A 15,936-nucleotide genomic window follows, 5' to 3' on the forward strand; every position below is an offset into this window, starting at 1 on the left:
CGGCGCGTAGCCGATGCCGTTCGCCCGGCCTTCGCACAGCATCCACGCGACGAACGCGACCAGCGAGCCGCGGCCGCCCTCGTCGACGGGCGGGCCCTGGGTCGCGGTGAACCGCTCCCAGGTCCGCCACGCCTTGGCGTAGGTGTCAGTTGTGTTCTTCGGGACGATCGCCTCGGCGACGGCGTCGGCCAGGTCTCCGCCTCGGCCCGGCGGCGCAACGTCGACGGAGCTGCGGTCGACGGTGTACCGGCGGCCGACGTGCGTGACATTGGTGAGCTACAGCGCCGTGACCATGAGCGACAGTGTCGCCACACACACCGTGAGCGTGGCCAGGAATGTGACCGCGCCCCGTTCGACACAGGCGACCGGGCGTGCGCCGTCGAGGCGGCTCAACACGGCGGTGGCAAAGGCGACCATCGCGGCGAACAGCACGGCGACCGCCAGCGCGAGGAGCAGGAGGGTCAGGCGAGTGAGGGAAGTGTCCATCGTGTGGGTCCCGAGGGTGGTAGGGATGCGTGGAACACACTGTCTTCGGTGGGGTGTTCGCCGGGGTTCGGGCGAACGAAGTCGAACGTGAGCGATCACGGTCTGGGGGCGTTGGGGTGGCGGGACCGGTCGAGAATCCGTTGGGGCGACTGGCCGAGTGTTTGCGTCGGTTGCGTGCGGAGCGCGAGCTATCGGTGGACGCACTGCGGGCGCGGTCGGGGCTGGGGCGTACCACTGTGAGTCAGGCGTTGAACGGTCGGGCGGTTCCCTCGCCGGGCACGGTGGTGGCGTTGGCGAGGGCTTTGCGCGCCGATCCGGAGCCGCTGTTGGACCTGCTCGCGCAGGGTTCGGCCGCGGCCGACACGTCGAAGGCGTCGACTGAACGGGCTGGGAGCGAGGTGCTCGCGCGATCGGCTGCGGAGCTGCGGTTCGACGAGCGGTACTTGGCATACGTACGGGATCGGCACGCCAACCTGACGGTGTTCGGTCTGGATCTGGGGCGGACGCAGCAGGCCCGGTGGTCGTTGGACGCGGCCTATCTGAGCCTCGAGCTCGCGGTACACAAGGAGCGGCACCCGAGCCGTCACGTGGTCGACGAGGACGTGGAGCGGGCGCCGTCGGTGTCGGTGGAGCGGGCGGAGCGGGCGTTGTCCGGGTCCGCGCGACTGGTCTTGCGGGGCCACGCCGGTGGAGGGAAGACGACGTTGCTGCAGTGGCTGACGGTGTCCGCCGCGTCCGGCAAGGTCCCCGACGAGTTGGCGTCGTGGCGAGGGCGAGTGCCGTTCTTGTTGCCGCTCCGGACGCTGTCGCGGCATGGCGCGCTACCGGGACCCGAGGGGTTCCTGAAAGGCTTGGAGTGCCCGCTCGCCGACGCACAGCCGCCCGGCTGGGCCGACGGGGTACTGGCGTCCGGACGGGGCGCGATCCTGGTCGACGGCGTCGACGAGGTCCCCCAGGAACAACGCGCCGCAGCCGAACAGTGGCTGGAGGGGCTGGTCGCCGCCTACCCGACGACGGTCTTCGTGGTCACCACGCGCCCGACGGCAGTGCCGCAAGGATGGCTGCGATCGACGGGATTCACGGAAGTGGCGGTACGACCGATGAGCACGGCGGACACCGCGTTGTTCGTCGGACGCTGGCACACCGCCGCCCGGCTCTGCGCCCAGGACACCGCCGAGCGCCGACATCTGGACGAACTTGAGGCGTCGTTGAGGACGAGCGTACGCGCGCAGCGCGATCTCGCGGAGCTGGCGACGTCGCCGTTGATGTGCGCGGTGATCTGCGCGCTGCACCGGGAGCGGCGGGGCTACCTGCCCCACACGCGGATGGAGTTGTACGCGGCCGCGTTGTCGATGCTCCTGGTGCGCCGCGACCGCGAACGGGGCGTGGGCGCACCCGAAAGCATGGACCTGAGCGAGCAGCAGAGCGTGCTGCTCCTGCAGCGTCTCGCATACTGGCTGATTCGCAACCGGCAACAGGAGATGGACGTCGCGACCGCAGTGTCAGTGATCGACGTCGCCCTGCCCTCGATGCCGCAGATTGCCGAACAGGGCGACGCCGAACGGGTACTGGAACACCTGGTCGCACGCAGCGGGCTGTTGCGTCGACCGACCGAGGACACGATCGACTTCATCCACCGCACGTTCCAGGACTACCTCGGCGCGAAGGCCGTCGTGGAAGCCCGAGACTTCCCTCTTCTGGTCGACAACGCCCGGGACGACCAGTGGGAGGACGTCATCCGCATGGCCGTCGCCCACGCGGGCCCCACTGACGGCGCCAAACTCCTCCAACGCCTGATCCGCCGCGGCGACCAACGCCCCAAGCAACGCGCCCGCACCCACCTCCTTGCCGCTGCGGCACTGCGCTACGCCACCGAGATCGACTCCGAAACCCGCGCCTTGGTCGACGACCGCACCCGCGCCCTGATGCCCCCACGCACATACCAAGACGCCTATGGCTTGGCCGCCCTCGGCCCCGGCGTCCTGGACCTGCTCCCGGCCACGGACGCGGGCCTGGAGGAAGACGAAGGTACCGCTGTAATCCATACCGCCGGAATTATCGGTGGAGACCAAGCCCATGCCTTCCTCCACCGCTTCGCTAAAACCAGCCAAAGGCCATATCCGGCTTTCGCCACCCACTGGGAAAGGTTCGACGTGGATGAATATGCCCGAGATATTCTTGCATTGCATGCAATGGGAAATTTGCGCATCAGGAGTCATGCGCAAAGAGAAGCGCTCCGGCATATCCATTCGGTGACCAGGGTGGCGTTTCTCGGGAACTTCACCGTCGAGGAGATCTTCGAACATGTATCGGTTGAGAATCTCCTGGATCTGGAAATTTCCGACACCTCGTTGAGCGATGTCTCGGTCTTGCAGAATGCCCGGGTGCTGACGTATCTATTTCTGCATGGTTGCTCCAGTATTCGCGACCTTGACGGCCTCGCGAACCTCGGGCTGCAAGAGTTAGTTATCTATAATTCGCCACTCGAGTGCTCTTTCGATTTCCTCGTTTCTCTGCGAAAACTTCGAAATCTCACTTTGCTCACAGAGCTTCCGTGGAGGGATTTGACAGAGCTACGGGCATCGGAAAATCTCGAAAATCTCCAGGTTGGGTTTGGTCCCTCAATCTCCGGCGTGTCACGATGGCAAGAGTTGCGTACTTTTGGGACTTCCACGCCCGTCACGCGATTGCATGAATGGCAAGAGCTTGCCGATCTTCCTAATCTGGGCACACTTTCCATGGCGGGAAATTTTGGCAATGCAATACCCTGCCCAAGGGTGAAGGATCTTTGGCTGGTGTCCCATGAGGGCCGTCCCGCCGACCTCAACGATGTGGTGAGCACCTTTCCGGGTCTCACACATCTGACATTGGCCGGAGACCAGTGGGTACCGGATCTCACGCCTCTCACCGGTATCGAGGGGATTCGTATCGATGCATCGCACGTGAAGAGCGTGATCGGCGCCAATATATTCGACGAAAAACAGCTCCTGGCGCCGAGAAGTCAGCGATCCAAGTAGGTGCCGGGCGGGTAGCAGATCCATTTGCAGGCGGGCGTTGTCGGCCAAGGCTCGGTCGAGGTCCTCGCGCAGTTCGGCAGGATCGAGTCCGAGAGCCTTCAGGGCCCGGGTGGTCAGGTGGCGTTCGCGGTCGCTGCGGTCCTGCTGCTCGCGGAGGAGCGCAGCGAGTTCGTCCTTGTCGTGAGCGAGACGTTCGGCGCGTTCGCGCCACGCCCGGGCCTGATTGTGCGGGCGGGCACTAGCCTCCAGCGCCGCGCGCCGCAACCCGTCCAGGCGCTCCGCCCCCTGTGGCGTCGGTGGTGTACCGCGTTCGGCGAGAAACGCGGCAAGGGTGGTGTTCCTGGACCTGGTGCCAGGCGACGACACGATCCCGGGCTCCGGCGGAGGTCATCGGCTGAAGTTGCGCGAAGGCGTATCCGGCCCGGGTGAGGCGGGTGCGCCATCCGGGTGTGCGGATCCCGGGGCGAGAAGTGGTGACGTAGCCGGGGGCCGGCCGCGCGGCCGGACGGCAATCTGACCCATCGCCCCGGCTCGCTCGGGACCTGGCGGGCATCGGACCGGCCAAGATATCGCCAGCGGTGCCGGATTCGACGGGCCGTAGGCGCCTGGGCCACCCCGCCACGGCGAGTGGAACTGAACGGGCTCGGCGCGCCCCTCGAGGAGAGCGCCGCTCTGCGGTCCGGGTGATCCTCGTCTTGTGTAGGGCTACTGCGGCAAGTAACCATTGCCACCCGCGCAGCGCCGACCTGTGCGTTCGCGTCAGCCTTGGATGTCGAAGTCGATGTAGTCGACGTCGGTGAGTTCGACCACGTCCAGGTCTTCGGCGCGGGTGCCGCTCTCCTGGAAGTAGGCCTGGTGCGGGCCGGCGGCCACGATGCGCTCCAGGTCGCGCTCGGAGGTGCCAGCATGGTGGGCCTCGAACAACTCCCGGGCCCGGTCGGGGGGAAGCGGTTGGGTGATGCGGCGCATGTCGGGGTCGTCGGTCGAGCCAGCAGCCGAGGAGAACCCGAACCTGGCTCTGGTCTCGACGATCACAGCGCCTGCGGCTGCGGCGCGTTGCTCGGCGCGGCGGCGGACCCGGGGTTGCCACAGGCGGCGGACCTCCGCGTCGATCCTGGCCGCGTCGGCACCGCGCGGCTGTCCCCGGACGGCTGCCGGATCGCGATCACCCGCGCCGCCGAGCGCGCCGGGCTGGACGTGCGGCTCACCGGCCACTCCGCGCGCCGCGGACTGGTCACCACCGGCCGCAAGAAGGGCAAGAAGCCGGAGAAGCTGCGCAAGCAGTCCGGACATTCCGCGAACAGCCCGGTGTTGTGGTCCTACGTCGAGGACGGCGAGATGTGGGAGGACGCCGCCACCGAGGGCCTGGGGCTGTAGCACGCCCGGGATGCACGGCAAGTGACGAAGCCCCGGCGCAAGGCCGGGGCTTCGTTGCATCACATGGAGATGAAGGTGTCGAACAGATCCCTGAGGATCGCCCACGCCGCGTGCCGCAGCAGCGTTGCCGCCACCCGGCGCGCGAACGACTCCTTCGCATCGTGTCGTTGCCTACGCAAGTCACGCCGCCTCCCTTCCTTGGAGTACCCCGGGTTTACAGGGCCTTGGGCGCCTACCCCAGTGGTCGTCCTCGGAAGGTGATGCGTGGGCATCCTCCTGTATCAGGAGGTTCGCTGCCAAGCAGATTTCGTAAGCGCGGATGCCGCGTGCAACCCGCAACTTCTTTGACAAGAGCGGCAATACGCCCCCACCCACCTCCAGCATGCTCATCCATGAGGTGCAGGAGAACGCTGCCACCGACGGCATCGAGCCGTAGCCGTCGCGTCGGATTTGGGGAGCTTATCCGATGCGATGCCAACTGGGTTGGCATCGCATCGGCTTGATCGGGCTCGCGCTGAAGGGGCCGGCCGATCGTCCCCGAGTCGCCTCACCCAGCCCAGCCCAGCGCGTCCGGCCCGGCGTCGGCGGTGGCGGCGGTCACGTCGTCACCGAGCACGTAGCGGCGCCACAGCACGAGTTGCACCGTTCCGCTGTAGTACCAGCCGGGTCCGGTGGTCATCACGATGTCGGGGTTGTTGTGTCTGGAGCGGTCCGTCGTAACGGCCGGGTTCAGTGGTGGGTGATCCACCACACGAGCCACGTACCGACCGCGGTGCCGGTGGCCAGACCTCGCGCCGCGGTCGCGGCCAGGACACGACCGGCGCGGGCCAGGCGGGCCCGTACGGCGATCACGGCCGGCGGGGTCGGGGGGTCGACGGGGGTGCCGGTGGTGGTGGTCATGCCTGTCTCCCGAGAGCGCGTGACGGATGGGTGGGCCGGCGGCGCGGGGCAGCCGGTCGGCTCCTTCCACCGTGGACCCGTCGGGCGTGTGCGGGGCGTGCGCGCACACGGGTCCGGACGGGAACGGGACGTCCCGCGCACGGGATTCGTCGTGGGCGTGCCGGCGTTCCGCCGGCGCCGAGGACGTGCGTGGGACGAAACTTGGCGCACGGGACGCGGGGGGCGTGGATGGCGATCGGAACACCGGACGAGCGACGGCTTCCGGCGGGTCCGCCGAGTCCGGGTTGATCGGGCCGCAACCGCAGGCTCACACAGGGTCGTCCCCGATGGCATGACCTCGCCTCCCGCGCCTTCGCCCACACCCCCGCCGTGGCCGCACTGCGCGGAAGGTACGACCACGACCGACCTCGTCGGATGTCGGGGCATATACGTCACCGGACACACTCGGTGTCTGGCCCACCTCGGTCCCGCCGACCGGACCGCTTACCTGGCCAGCCTGACCCCCGGCGCCGACGTCAACCACTGCGGCACCACCCTTGACGGCCCTCTGCTGACCGAGCTCCTGTACGCACTCCGCGACCCCACCACAACCCATCCCCGTCTCGGTAACGCCGACTTCCGAGACGCGACGTTCACCGCCAACGCCTGGTTCCAGGACGCCAGGTTCATCGCCGATGCCGACTTCAGGGACGCGGCCTTCGCCGCCGACGCCCATTTCCAGGACGCGACGTTCGCCGCCGACGCCTACTTCCAGGACGCGACGTTCGCCGCCGACGCCAATTTCCCGGGCACGGCCTTCACCAGCGACGCCTACTTCCAGAGCGCGACGTTCACCGCCGGTGCCTACTTTCGGGGTGCGACCTTCACTGCCGACGCCAACTTCGACGACGCGACGTTCACCGCCAGGGCCAACTTTCGGGGCGCGACGTTCACTGCCGACGCCAACTTCCTGGGCGCGACCTTCACCGCCAGCGCCTGGTTCCAGGGCGTGACCTTCGCCGCCGACGCCAACTTCCTGGGCGCGAGGTTCACCGCCAGCGCCTGGTTTCAGCGCGTGACCTTCGCCGCCGACGCCGACTTCCACGACGCGACGTTCACCGCCGGTGCCTATTTCAGGGACTCGACGTTCACTGCCAACGCCTACTTCCAGGACGCGACGTTCACCACCTACGCCGGCTTCAGGGGTGTCGTGGTCGGTGGTAATGCCAGGTTCGACGGTGGGCGGTTCAATTCCCTGGCGGTGCTGGGACCGTTGTGGTGCCAGGGGGTGTTGGACCTGTCGGAAGCGGTGTTCGGTATGCCGGTGGTGATCGAGGCCGCAGTCGGGGAGTTGCGATGCGGGCGGACGCGGTGGGAGGCGACGGCGACGCTGCGGTTGTGGCACGGCGACCTCGACATGAGCGGTGCGGTCCTCAACTTTCCCTTGGCCGTGGTCTCGGCCGCCGCAGGCACCGACCCGGTACGGGTGCTGAGCGTAAACGGGGTCGACGCCGCCCATCTGGTCCTGACCGATACCGACCTCACCGTGTGCCGATTGCTCGGCGCGTTCCACCTCGACCAACTCCGTCTGGAGGGCGACACCCGTTTCGCTCGCACACCAGCGGGAATCGACCCGCTCCGCGGTATGCCCGTGCGCTGGACCGACCGCCTGGCCCTGGCCGAGGAACACCACTGGCGGGCACTGCCCGCACACCGCCCCCGGCTGCGCGCCGGGTGGACGCCCGCACCGCCGCTGTCCTCCGGCTCACCGCCAACCGTGCCCGGGCCTGCCGCGCTCGCCGCGCTGTACCGCCAACTCCGCAAGGCATTCGAGGACGGCAAGGACGAACCCGGCGCCGCCGACTTCTACATGGGTGAGATGGAGATGCGCCGCCTCGACCGACGCCCTGGCCGCCCCCGCGCCGAACGCGGACTCCTGACTGCCTACTGGGCCCTGTCCGGCTACGGCCTGCGTGCCTCTCGCGCCCTGACCTGGCTGCTCCTCGCCATGACCGTCACGGTCCTCGCGATGATGCTCTGGGGATTGCCCACGAGCGACCCCGAGCCGCGGACGAACGGCACCCTCGCCGGGCAGAACATCGCGCTCACGACCGACACCCCCGACCCCGTCCTGACCGGCCCACCCCACACCAGGCTGACCGGCAAACGCGCCGAGAAGGCTACCCGAGTCGTCCTCAACTCCGTCGTGTTCCGCTCCAGCGGACAAAACCTCACCACACGCGGTGCGTACATCGAGATGGCCTCCCGCTTCCTCGAACCCGTCCTCCTCGGCCTCGCGGCCCTTGCCATCCGAGGCCGCGTCAAACGCTGAACTCACTGACATCTGGCCGTGGCGAAAGGCACTGACAAGTTCGTTCGCGTCCGACAACATGGGCTGTCGTCCGCCACGAAAATGAACTTGTCAGCGACTTTGGCCGTCAAATGTCAGCGCGTTCGCCACGAAAAGTGTCAGTGGCTCTGATGGGACGTCACGAACGCGATGAGCGAGCCGCGGCCGCCCTCGTCGACGGGCAGGCCCTGCGCGGAGGTGAACCGCTCCCACGTCCGCCACGCCTTGTCGTAGGTGTCGGTCGTGTTCTTCGGGACGATCGCCTCGGCCACCGCGTCGGCCAGGTCCTCCGCCTGGGCCAGGCGGTGGGCGACGTCGACGCCGTGCCGCTCGACCCAGCGCGTCACCAGCTCGTCGCGCGGATCGGCCGACTCCGGGACGGGTTCGAGGACGTGGCTCACGGACGATCTCCCTCCCGAGTGGTGACGCGTCCGGTTTGTCGCGTCGGATAAGGGGAGGTTATCCGATGGGATGCCAACCCTGTTGGCGTCGCATCGGGGTGCGGGGATGTCCAGGTGGCCGTTGTGGCGGGCCGTCTCCTCGGTGGGGCCGTCGCCGATCATGCCGGAAACGCCACGAGCGCGAGGACGGCGTAGGAGGCGAGGGTCAGGAATCCGGTCAGGAGCAACGCTGGGACCAGCAACACGGCGGCGTACTCGCGAAGAACCGTCGACACGGATTTGTCGAGCCCCTTCGCTTCACCCACGGCACCGACGATCGTCGCGAACGTATTCGCGACCAGGTAGGACAGAGCAGGCACCTGGAAGATCGAGCCGTGGTGACGTACCCATGAGGGCGCCACGTTCCCGGGAGTCCAGGTCCCTACCAGAGCGGCGGCGCCGAGGTACCCCGCGCAAACCACACCCACACACCAGAACACGAACGCCAGGTTCGACCGCCACTTCTGCGTCCTCCCGGGGCTCGCGGTGCGTGGGGCGCGTCGGCCACGTTCGGCCGGGCCAGCGGGGACGGCAGGTCGGGTCGGAGCGAGGCGTGTTGCCGGGGTGGGAACACGTGCGGCGACCGGTACCACGTCCCGCGCGGCCTCCCGGACGAGGGCGCCGACCTGGTGGCGCAGGACCTCGACCTCGCGGCTCAGGCGTTCGGCGGCGGTGCGTTGTTCGGCGAGGTCGTGTTCGAGGTTTCGGGTGTAGGCCGCCGCCGCGGCGAGTTGGCGGTCCAGGTCGTCCACGCGGGCACGGAGTTCGTCGCGTTCGTGTTCGGCGGTGGTCTTCTCCGCCTGTAGGCGGGTGTTGTCGGCCAGGGCTTGGTCGAGGTCCTCGCGCAGTTCGGCGAGATCGAGTCCGAGAGCGTTCAGGGCCCGGGTGGTCTCGTCGCGTTCGCGGTCGCCGCGGTCCTGCTGCTCGCGTAGGAGCGCGGCGAGTTCGTCCTTGTCGTGGGCGAGGCGTTCGGCGCGTTCGCGCCACGCCTGGGCCTGGTTGTGCGGGCGGGTGCTGGCCTCCAGCGCCGCGCGCCGCAACTCGTCCAGGCGCTCCGTCTCCTGCGGCGTCGTCGGTGTGCCGCGTTCGGCGAGAAACGCGGCGAGGGCGGTCAGGAACGCGGCGGGCGCGATGCGCCGGCCCTGAAAGTAGCGGGTGACCACCGAGGCGTTGGTGGGGATGGACGCGGCGAACTCCCGGCGCGAGGCGCCGCACCGCTCGAAGCACTCCTCCATCGCGGCTCCGTAGGCCGCCGCCTCCGGCTCGATCCCGTCCCGCTCGGGTCTCTCCTCGACCATGCCCGCCGCCCCCTTCGACACCGTCCCGTCCCCGATTCAAGCGGGATCGTCGGCCGTGTCGTGCGAGAACCCGAAGGTTTCCGCACCGGGAACGCCCCGCCCGCCGAACGACGCCTTGCCGATCCGCCGGGAACACCCCGTTCCCCCTGCCGCAGCACCCGGCGGTCGCCGGACGCTCGTTCGTGCCCGGCGACCGCCGAGGCGGACAACGAACGAATGGAGAACACGACATGCCCCGGCCCCACACCGCCACGCCCCGGCCCTTCCTCGAGCTGCGCGTCGGCGGCCTGCACCTGACCGTCCAACACCTCCCGCATCGACTTGTCACCGTCGCCGCCGCCGTCCTGGGATCCGTGGGGACGATCTGGCTGGGGCGGTGACCCCTTCGCATCACGAAGCGGCCCGGCAGGGAGGGTGGTCACGGTCCCTCCGGGTCCCGAGGACGACGGCGACCCCACGCGTTCCCGCCGCGGGCACACGGCCACGGACGGACACGTACCGGCGTGAAGCGGTGTGCCCCTTGTCCTCGGCGCCGCAGGCGCCCACCTCGGCAACGTACCGACGACGGCCGGGCAGTTTCGGTGTTCCGGCCGTCTCTTGGACGTTTCGACGCCACGATGGATCCCTCTTGTCGACGAGCGATTCCGCCGTCGGGGAGAGGGGGTGGCCACGATGCTCGCTCTGTGGATCGTCGTGTACGTGCTCGCGCCGGTGCTGCTCGTGGTGGTGACCGGGGTGATGGCGGTCGTCCGCGAGCTGGCCAGGGCGAGGGCGATTCGGGGTATCGCCGCGCAGGTCGCGTCCGGACGGACTTTGGTGATCGAACGTCGAGGGGATGGGACGATGTTGCTGATCGCGCCCGAGGGTGCGCCGGTGGCGGCGGTGGCGGCCGTCGTGGTGGACGGCTGATCGCCGGTGTTCGGGGGGCGGCGGAGGCGGGATCGGTACGAGGATCTCGATTCCCTGGTGCGGGACATGCACGCCGACATGGTCCGCGTCGCGTACACGTACGTGGGCGACGACGCGGACGATGTGATCCAGAACGCGTGCATCGGTCTGTTCAGGAACTGGCACACCCTGCAGGCCATGGCGGAGGTGGGGCGGCAGCGGAGCTACGCGTGGACGACGGTGATCAACGCGGCGCGCAAGCACCGCGCAAGCGCATACCAGCGCCATGTCAGGCCCCACGGCGACATGGAGCGGGTGGGGGAGATCGGATATCTGCCCAAGGCCTTGGACGAGGTGCGCCAGGACGCGGAGGAAAGGCTCGTCCGGGCCTGTCGGGTCATCGACGGATTGACCCCGGCCTGCCGGGAGGTCGCGGTGCTCGCCCTTGCCGGGTACGAAGTCAAGGAGATCTCGACGATGCTGGGGGTGTCGGCCAGCACGGTACGCACGCAGGTCTCGACGGCGAGGTCCCGCCTCGAGGCCGCCGAGACGGCGCATCTGGGAACCTCCTCGGCGGTGTCGGACGTCCAAGGCGCGAGTGAGACGGGAGGTGGTCGCTCGTGACGTTGTTCCGCAGGCGCCGGTCCGACGACCTCGCCGAGTTGCACCGCCTGGGGCGCGTCCGCCGGGAGAACCTGCCCCCGGCCGACGCGGAGACCGCGCTGCGGCGACTGCACGCCACCGTGGACACCCACCCGGCCCTTCCCCCCGGTCCTCCGCCCAAAATCGTGACGGCAGCGAGGCCGCCGGAGAACGTTCCCGCACCGCACCGCGCTCCGGCGCCGAGGCACGCACCCTTGCCCCCGATGCCGAGCGGCATTGTCATGAACGGTCCGTCGTACCTGAGGGCAGCGATCGTGGGCACGGCGGGCGCAGTGGTCGCGGCGTTGATCACGGTGATCGTTCTCCAACCCCACGACGAGCCCGCAGGACATTCCGCCCCGGCCCCGACGACAGCGGAGGCGAGGCCTCCCACACACGCGGGGACGCCTCCGGTCACGGCGTCCCCCGGCAATGGGCTGGCGCTCGAAACCCTGCGCATCCCGGGCGGCGTGGAGGACCGAATCGTCGGCGGCGACACGCTGCTCGGTTGCGAACCGGGTCCCCGCCGCTACCGACTCGACGGGAAGTACCGAACGTTCGACGCCCGGCTGAGGGTCCCCTCTTCCGGCACCACGCCCGTGACCGTGACATTGACCGTCGACGGGTTCGACGGAGGGCCCCTCGTCGCCAGCGCGACGGCCATGCCCGGCGGCCCCCCCGCAACCCTGCACGCGAACATGCAGGGTGTGGGGATCCTGTCGCTGACCGTCCAACGCTCCGACGATCCCGCCGACTGCTCGCCGGCAGAGCTCCTGCAGCCGGTACTGACCAAGTAACGGCAATGCCCGCACACTCGCACCACGGCCGGCGGTAGGCATCGGCCCAGGGCAAACGCCCCTTGGCCCCGACTCCGGCCCGGAATGGCCCGGCGGCCGCCGATGCCGCCATTGCTGTCGTTGTCGTTCGCGTTCGGCGCGTTCCCGACGCACCTGCTGCTCACGGCGTTCACGGTCGAGGTCGACGCGGATCGTGTCCTCGGCGGCGGACCGGTCCTCAGGCATGTCGGTGCGCAGCGCGGCCTCTTCGCGCAGGCCTCGGGCGCGGTCCCGGTCGTTGTCGGCCTCGGTGCGGGCGACGGCGCGGGTGCGCGGTGGTGGTGTCGGCGGCGACCTGCGCGCAGGTGAGGCCGGCGTGCCCCAGCCCGATCCTGCCGAGCCGGCCGAGGCATTCGAGTTCGCGCCACCGGGCGCGGGCGTCGTCCGCGCGGCGACGGTGCTCGTCGGCCCACGCCTGGTGGTGGTCCGCGCGGTCGAGGTGGGCCAGGGGCGTTGGTCCCGAGAGGTTGGCCCGGCCGTTCCTGTCCGGCCCACCCCTTCGGGTCCGCCGTCGGCACGGGAGCAACCACCCTGGTCTGGCTCCTCGAGGGACGCGTCTCGTGAACACGACCGTCAATGCGGCCGCGTGGTGGGAGGTTCGTCGAGCTTCGATCCGCGTCTTCACGTCCTGTGTCAGTGCGACCTCGTAGAGTTCCGGGCTCGTTGTCGACGGAAGAGTGGATCATGCCGGATGAATCGGGTGGCTTACTGGCGATCAGAGGCGACCATGCCGCCCTGCTGGGCGTGTTGTGGGGCAAATCGGCAGGCAAGGCGGGTGGGCGCGTCAATCTGTTGCTGTCGCACCTGCTGGACACGGCCGCCGTGGCGGAGTTGATCTGGGATCGATTCCTGGCTCCGTCGACCCGCCGCACGCTCGACGAGTTGGCGGGTGGGGAGACGAGGGGGAAGCGGCTGTTCTGTTGGTTGTGTGCCGTACACGATGTCGGCAAGGCGACGCCGCCTTTCCAGCAGATGGATCGCGCGGGTTCCTTGGCCGTGCGGGCAGTCGGCCTCGGGTGGCGGAAGGAAGCCGGGCCGAGGCAGTGGAGGCACGATCGGGCGGGTGGTCGCGTGCTGATCGATCGGTTGCGGGCCTCCGGTTGGCGGGATGAGCACGTCGACTGGGTATGGCCGCTCGTGGCCGGGCATCATGGGCTCTTCCCGTCCGCGGGGTCTCTGGCCCTGCGGGGGAGCAAGCGCACTCTCCTCAACGGCGACGCGCGGTGGGAGGTCGCTCAACGGGCCTTGCTGGAAGCGGTGACCGCCGCACTCGGGTACGGGTCCGTGGACGAGGTCGAGCCGGTGCGAGTGCCCTCTCGGGCAACGCAGTTGCAGGTCAGTGGGTTGATCGTCATGGCGGATTGGATCGCCAGCGACGAGAGGCACTTCGTGGGCATCGACGACTTGGCGTCGTTGGGCATGAAGGTCTCGCGCGAGCGCGCCGCCAGGGCCTGGGAGGAGCTGGGGCTCAGGGGTGGCTGGGGTCGTCTGCCGCTTCCCGGCGAGGATGTGTTCCGGGAGCGATTCGACGAACAGCCGCGGCCGTCGCAGGCCATGGTGTTGCGGGCTGCGCATGCGATGGCCGAGCCGGGATTGTTGATCGTCGAGGCTCCGATGGGCGAGGGGAAGACGAAGGCCGCGTTCCTCGCGGCGGAGGTCCTGGCCGCTCGGTTCGGCGCGGACGGGGTGTTCATGGGGATGCCGACCCAGGCCACCTGTGATCCGATGTTCGATCGGATGCGCGACTGGTTGCGCGGCATCGATCCCAAACTCGTGTCCCAGGTCGCTCTCCTGCACGGCAAGAGTAGGTTCAATCCCGAGTGGAAGGAGCAGATCGACGCGGGCGCGGGATCCATGGGCGGGCGTTTCGCGAGTGTCGACGAGTTCGGCCTCGATTGTTGCGACGATCCCTACCTGGACGGTGGTGGCACGGTCGCCCAGGCGCTCGCCGGCTGGTTCCTCGGGCGCCATCGGGGCCTGCTGGCACCCTTCGTCGTCGGCACGATCGACCAGTTGTTGTTCGCGGCGACGCGTACGAAGCACGTGATGCTCCGTATGGCCGGGCTCGCGGGCAAGGTCGTCGTTCTCGACGAAGTGCACGCCGCGGACGTGTACATGTCGCAGTTCCTGCAGGAGGCGCTCCGGTGGCTCGGTCAGGCCCGCGTCCCGGTCGTGATGTTGTCCGCGACCCTCGCGCCCGCGCAGCGGCACGCGTTGGTGGGCGCCTACCTGGCGGGGGCGGCGTCCCGCACCGAGTGCGACCTGTCCGGCTGGGTCGAACCGCAGGGGTATCCGTGCGCGACGTCGGCCTGGTGGGACGGGGAACGGGCCCGGTTCGGTGTCGACGCCGCGCCCGCGTGGCGCGAGGCGGCCCTGCGGGCGGACGAGTCGCTTCCCGCGGTCCGACTCGAAGTGTTGCCGGAGACGGTGATCGGAAGCGACGACGCCCTCGAGGACGCGCAGCGCCGCGTGGACGAGGAGGTCGCGGACCTGCTGGTGGAGCGGCTCGCCGAGGGCGGCTGTGCCCTGGTCATCCGCAACACGGTCGCGCGAGCCCAGTCGTTGGCGAAGGTCCTGTACGAGCGGTTCGCAGAGGATGAGGTCGACCTGTTGCACGGCCGGTTGACCGTGCGGGCGCGAGCCGATCGGACCCGGGCCGCCCTGAACGCACTCGGAACATCCGGCGAAGGTGACGACCGCCCGGCCCGATGGGTGCTGGTGGCGACGCAGTTGGCCGAGCAGTCCTTCGATGTCGACGCGGATCTGCTGATCACGGATCTGGCCCCGGTCGACCTGTTGCTGCAGCGGATCGGAAGGTTGCATCGTCACACCGGTACGGCCCGCCCGTGCGGTCTGCGCGAACCCCGCGTCGTGGTGACCGGGTTCGCGCCCGCCGACGACGGACCACCGGACCTGCTCGGGGCGTCCGAGGGGATCTACGGGCGCTGGCCCCTGCTCCGGACCGCGGCGCTCGTCCTCGACGCCGCCGCGCACGACGGGTGGCGTGTACCCGCGCAGGTCCCCGAACTCGTCGGTCGTGTATACGGCGAAACTCACGACGTCGTCCCGGCGGCGTGGCGGTCTGCGGAGGACGAGGCCCGTCTGCTGTGGGAGGACACCAGACGCGAGCGCATCGAGGACGCCGAGCGGTACCTGTTGACCCGAACCGGCGAGCACGAGAACACCACCCTCGAGGGGCTGCACTTCGCGGGCGCTTTGGACGGGGGCGAGCGTCGACTCCAGGCCGTCGTGCGCGACGGCCGACCCGGCGTCGAGGCCGTCCTGGTGGTTCGGGAACCGGGCGGCGGGTACCGTACGCCGGCCGGTCGCGCCCTGTCGGTGAACGGGGACGTCGCCGAGGCGCTGCTCGACGAGGTGCTGGGCGGGACGGTGCGGCTGTCCGCGGGCCAGAGCCTGGCCGCCCAAAAGGAGCTGGAGCCACTGCCCGGCTGGCGGGGCGACCCCTGGCTGCAGTACAGCCCGGCTCTCGTCGTGGACGCCGAGGGGTGGGCGGAAGTCGGCGGTTACACCCTGCGGTACGACCCCGTGCTCGGGCTCGTGCAGGAAAGCGCCCCGGACTTCGCAGGCCGGGCCGAGAGACGGAGGTAGGCGCGGGCCGGGACCGTCCGACGACGACCCCGGCCCGCCCCCGCGAACGCGGGGCCCACCCGTCGACCCGACTCGGTGCGAGACACGGACACGGGTCATCCCCGCGATCGGCGC

15 protein-coding genes are annotated in these 15,936 nt (G+C 69.4%); 9 read left to right on the top strand and 6 right to left on the bottom strand.

Annotation, left to right across the window (positions count from 1 at the left end; translation table 11 throughout):
* Positions 1-276: 276 nt before the first annotated feature.
* Positions 277-486 carry a hypothetical protein gene (locus tag EMA17_RS36455; RefSeq protein ID WP_126641476.1) on the bottom strand — a complete coding sequence of 70 codons (210 nt, stop codon included), beginning with the start codon at positions 484-486 and terminating at the stop codon, positions 277-279.
* A gap of 29 nt (positions 487-515) precedes the next feature.
* On the opposite strand from EMA17_RS36455, the gene EMA17_RS36460 reads away from it, so the two are divergent.
* Positions 516-3,503 (top strand): NACHT domain-containing protein, encoded by a 2,988-nt coding sequence (locus EMA17_RS36460; RefSeq protein WP_126641477.1) that lies wholly within the window; start codon positions 516-518, stop codon positions 3,501-3,503.
* Positions 3,504-4,262: 759 nt separating this feature from the next.
* On the opposite strand, the gene tpg is transcribed toward EMA17_RS36460, so the two are convergent.
* Entirely contained in the window at positions 4,263-4,616 is a 354-nt protein-coding gene (tpg, locus tag EMA17_RS56355) for a telomere-protecting terminal protein Tpg (RefSeq protein ID WP_443093127.1), read from the bottom strand.
* On the opposite strand from tpg, the gene EMA17_RS36470 reads away from it, so the two are divergent.
* The gene (locus tag EMA17_RS36470) at positions 4,587-4,880 is read left to right on the top strand and encodes a site-specific integrase (RefSeq protein ID WP_126641479.1); all 294 of its coding nucleotides are present in this window, start codon (positions 4,587-4,589) and stop codon (positions 4,878-4,880) included. The two genes, tpg and EMA17_RS36470, sit on opposite strands and share 30 nt — an antisense overlap.
* A 547-nt stretch (positions 4,881-5,427) precedes the next feature.
* Here EMA17_RS36470 and EMA17_RS55575 read toward each other — a convergent pair.
* Positions 5,428-5,559 carry a hypothetical protein gene (locus EMA17_RS55575; RefSeq protein ID WP_281290572.1) on the bottom strand — a complete coding sequence of 44 codons (132 nt, stop codon included), beginning with the start codon at positions 5,557-5,559 and terminating at the stop codon, positions 5,428-5,430.
* A 50-nt stretch (positions 5,560-5,609) separates the two neighbouring features.
* Complete coding sequence (locus EMA17_RS52150) at positions 5,610-5,780, bottom strand: hypothetical protein (RefSeq protein WP_160161697.1); 171 nt, start codon at positions 5,778-5,780, stop codon at positions 5,610-5,612.
* Between the two features lie 331 nt (positions 5,781-6,111).
* On the opposite strand from EMA17_RS52150, the gene EMA17_RS36475 reads away from it, so the two are divergent.
* Positions 6,112-8,091 (top strand): pentapeptide repeat-containing protein, encoded by a 1,980-nt coding sequence (locus EMA17_RS36475; protein ID WP_126641480.1) that lies wholly within the window; start codon positions 6,112-6,114, stop codon positions 8,089-8,091.
* A 137-nt stretch (positions 8,092-8,228) separates the two neighbouring features.
* On the opposite strand, the gene EMA17_RS53025 is transcribed toward EMA17_RS36475, so the two are convergent.
* Both EMA17_RS53025 and EMA17_RS36485 read right to left on the bottom strand, forming a co-directional pair.
* Positions 8,229-8,510, bottom strand: a complete 282-nt coding sequence (locus tag EMA17_RS53025) for a hypothetical protein (RefSeq protein ID WP_174861491.1) — start codon at positions 8,508-8,510, stop codon at positions 8,229-8,231.
* 158 nt (positions 8,511-8,668) lie between these two features.
* Complete coding sequence (locus tag EMA17_RS36485; protein ID WP_126641481.1) at positions 8,669-9,847, bottom strand: hypothetical protein; 1,179 nt, start codon at positions 9,845-9,847, stop codon at positions 8,669-8,671.
* 230 nt (positions 9,848-10,077) lie between these two features.
* Here EMA17_RS36485 and EMA17_RS52155 point away from each other — a divergent pair, with 230 nt between their 5' ends.
* The 6 genes from EMA17_RS52155 to EMA17_RS36510 all read left to right on the top strand — a co-directional run bounded on the left by EMA17_RS52155 (position 10,078) and on the right by EMA17_RS36510 (position 15,822).
* Positions 10,078-10,227 (top strand): hypothetical protein, encoded by a 150-nt coding sequence (locus EMA17_RS52155; RefSeq protein WP_160161698.1) that lies wholly within the window; start codon positions 10,078-10,080, stop codon positions 10,225-10,227.
* A gap of 283 nt (positions 10,228-10,510) precedes the next feature.
* A complete protein-coding gene (locus EMA17_RS36490; protein ID WP_126641482.1) occupies positions 10,511-10,756 on the top strand; it encodes a hypothetical protein in 246 nt (81 codons plus the stop codon).
* Between the two features lie 6 nt (positions 10,757-10,762).
* The gene (locus EMA17_RS36495) at positions 10,763-11,359 is read left to right on the top strand and encodes an RNA polymerase sigma factor (protein ID WP_281290573.1); all 597 of its coding nucleotides are present in this window, start codon (positions 10,763-10,765) and stop codon (positions 11,357-11,359) included.
* 488 nt (positions 11,360-11,847) lie between these two features.
* A complete protein-coding gene (locus EMA17_RS36500; protein ID WP_126641484.1) occupies positions 11,848-12,174 on the top strand; it encodes an NPCBM/NEW2 domain-containing protein in 327 nt (108 codons plus the stop codon).
* 102 nt (positions 12,175-12,276) lie between these two features.
* A complete protein-coding gene (locus tag EMA17_RS36505; protein WP_126641485.1) occupies positions 12,277-12,522 on the top strand; it encodes a hypothetical protein in 246 nt (81 codons plus the stop codon).
* A gap of 375 nt (positions 12,523-12,897) precedes the next feature.
* A complete protein-coding gene (locus EMA17_RS36510) occupies positions 12,898-15,822 on the top strand; it encodes a CRISPR-associated endonuclease Cas3'' (protein WP_126641486.1) in 2,925 nt (974 codons plus the stop codon).
* Positions 15,823-15,936: the final 114 nt, after the last annotated feature.

It is taken from the genome of Embleya hyalina (genome assembly GCF_003967355.1).
GTDB lineage: Bacteria > Actinomycetota > Actinomycetes > Streptomycetales > Streptomycetaceae > Embleya > Embleya hyalina.

What these genes read in the sequence shown, in the direction of transcription:
- EMA17_RS36455 (WP_126641476.1), bottom strand. Translation starts at nt 486, where the DNA reads ATGGACACTTCCCTCACTCGCCTGACCCTCCTGCTCCTCGCGCTGGCG.
- EMA17_RS55575 (WP_281290572.1), bottom strand. Translation starts at nt 5,559, where the DNA reads ATGACCACCGGACCCGGCTGGTACTACAGCGGAACGGTGCAACTCGTG.
- EMA17_RS52150 (WP_160161697.1), bottom strand. Translation starts at nt 5,780, where the DNA reads ATGACCACCACCACCGGCACCCCCGTCGACCCCCCGACCCCGCCGGCC.
- EMA17_RS36475 (WP_126641480.1), top strand. Translation starts at nt 6,112, where the DNA reads ATGACCTCGCCTCCCGCGCCTTCGCCCACACCCCCGCCGTGGCCGCAC.
- EMA17_RS36485 (WP_126641481.1), bottom strand. Translation starts at nt 9,847, where the DNA reads ATGGTCGAGGAGAGACCCGAGCGGGACGGGATCGAGCCGGAGGCGGCG.
- EMA17_RS52155 (WP_160161698.1), top strand. Translation starts at nt 10,078, where the DNA reads ATGCCCCGGCCCCACACCGCCACGCCCCGGCCCTTCCTCGAGCTGCGC.
- EMA17_RS36505 (WP_126641485.1), top strand. Translation starts at nt 12,277, where the DNA reads ATGCCGCCATTGCTGTCGTTGTCGTTCGCGTTCGGCGCGTTCCCGACG.
- EMA17_RS36510 (WP_126641486.1), top strand. Translation starts at nt 12,898, where the DNA reads ATGCCGGATGAATCGGGTGGCTTACTGGCGATCAGAGGCGACCATGCC.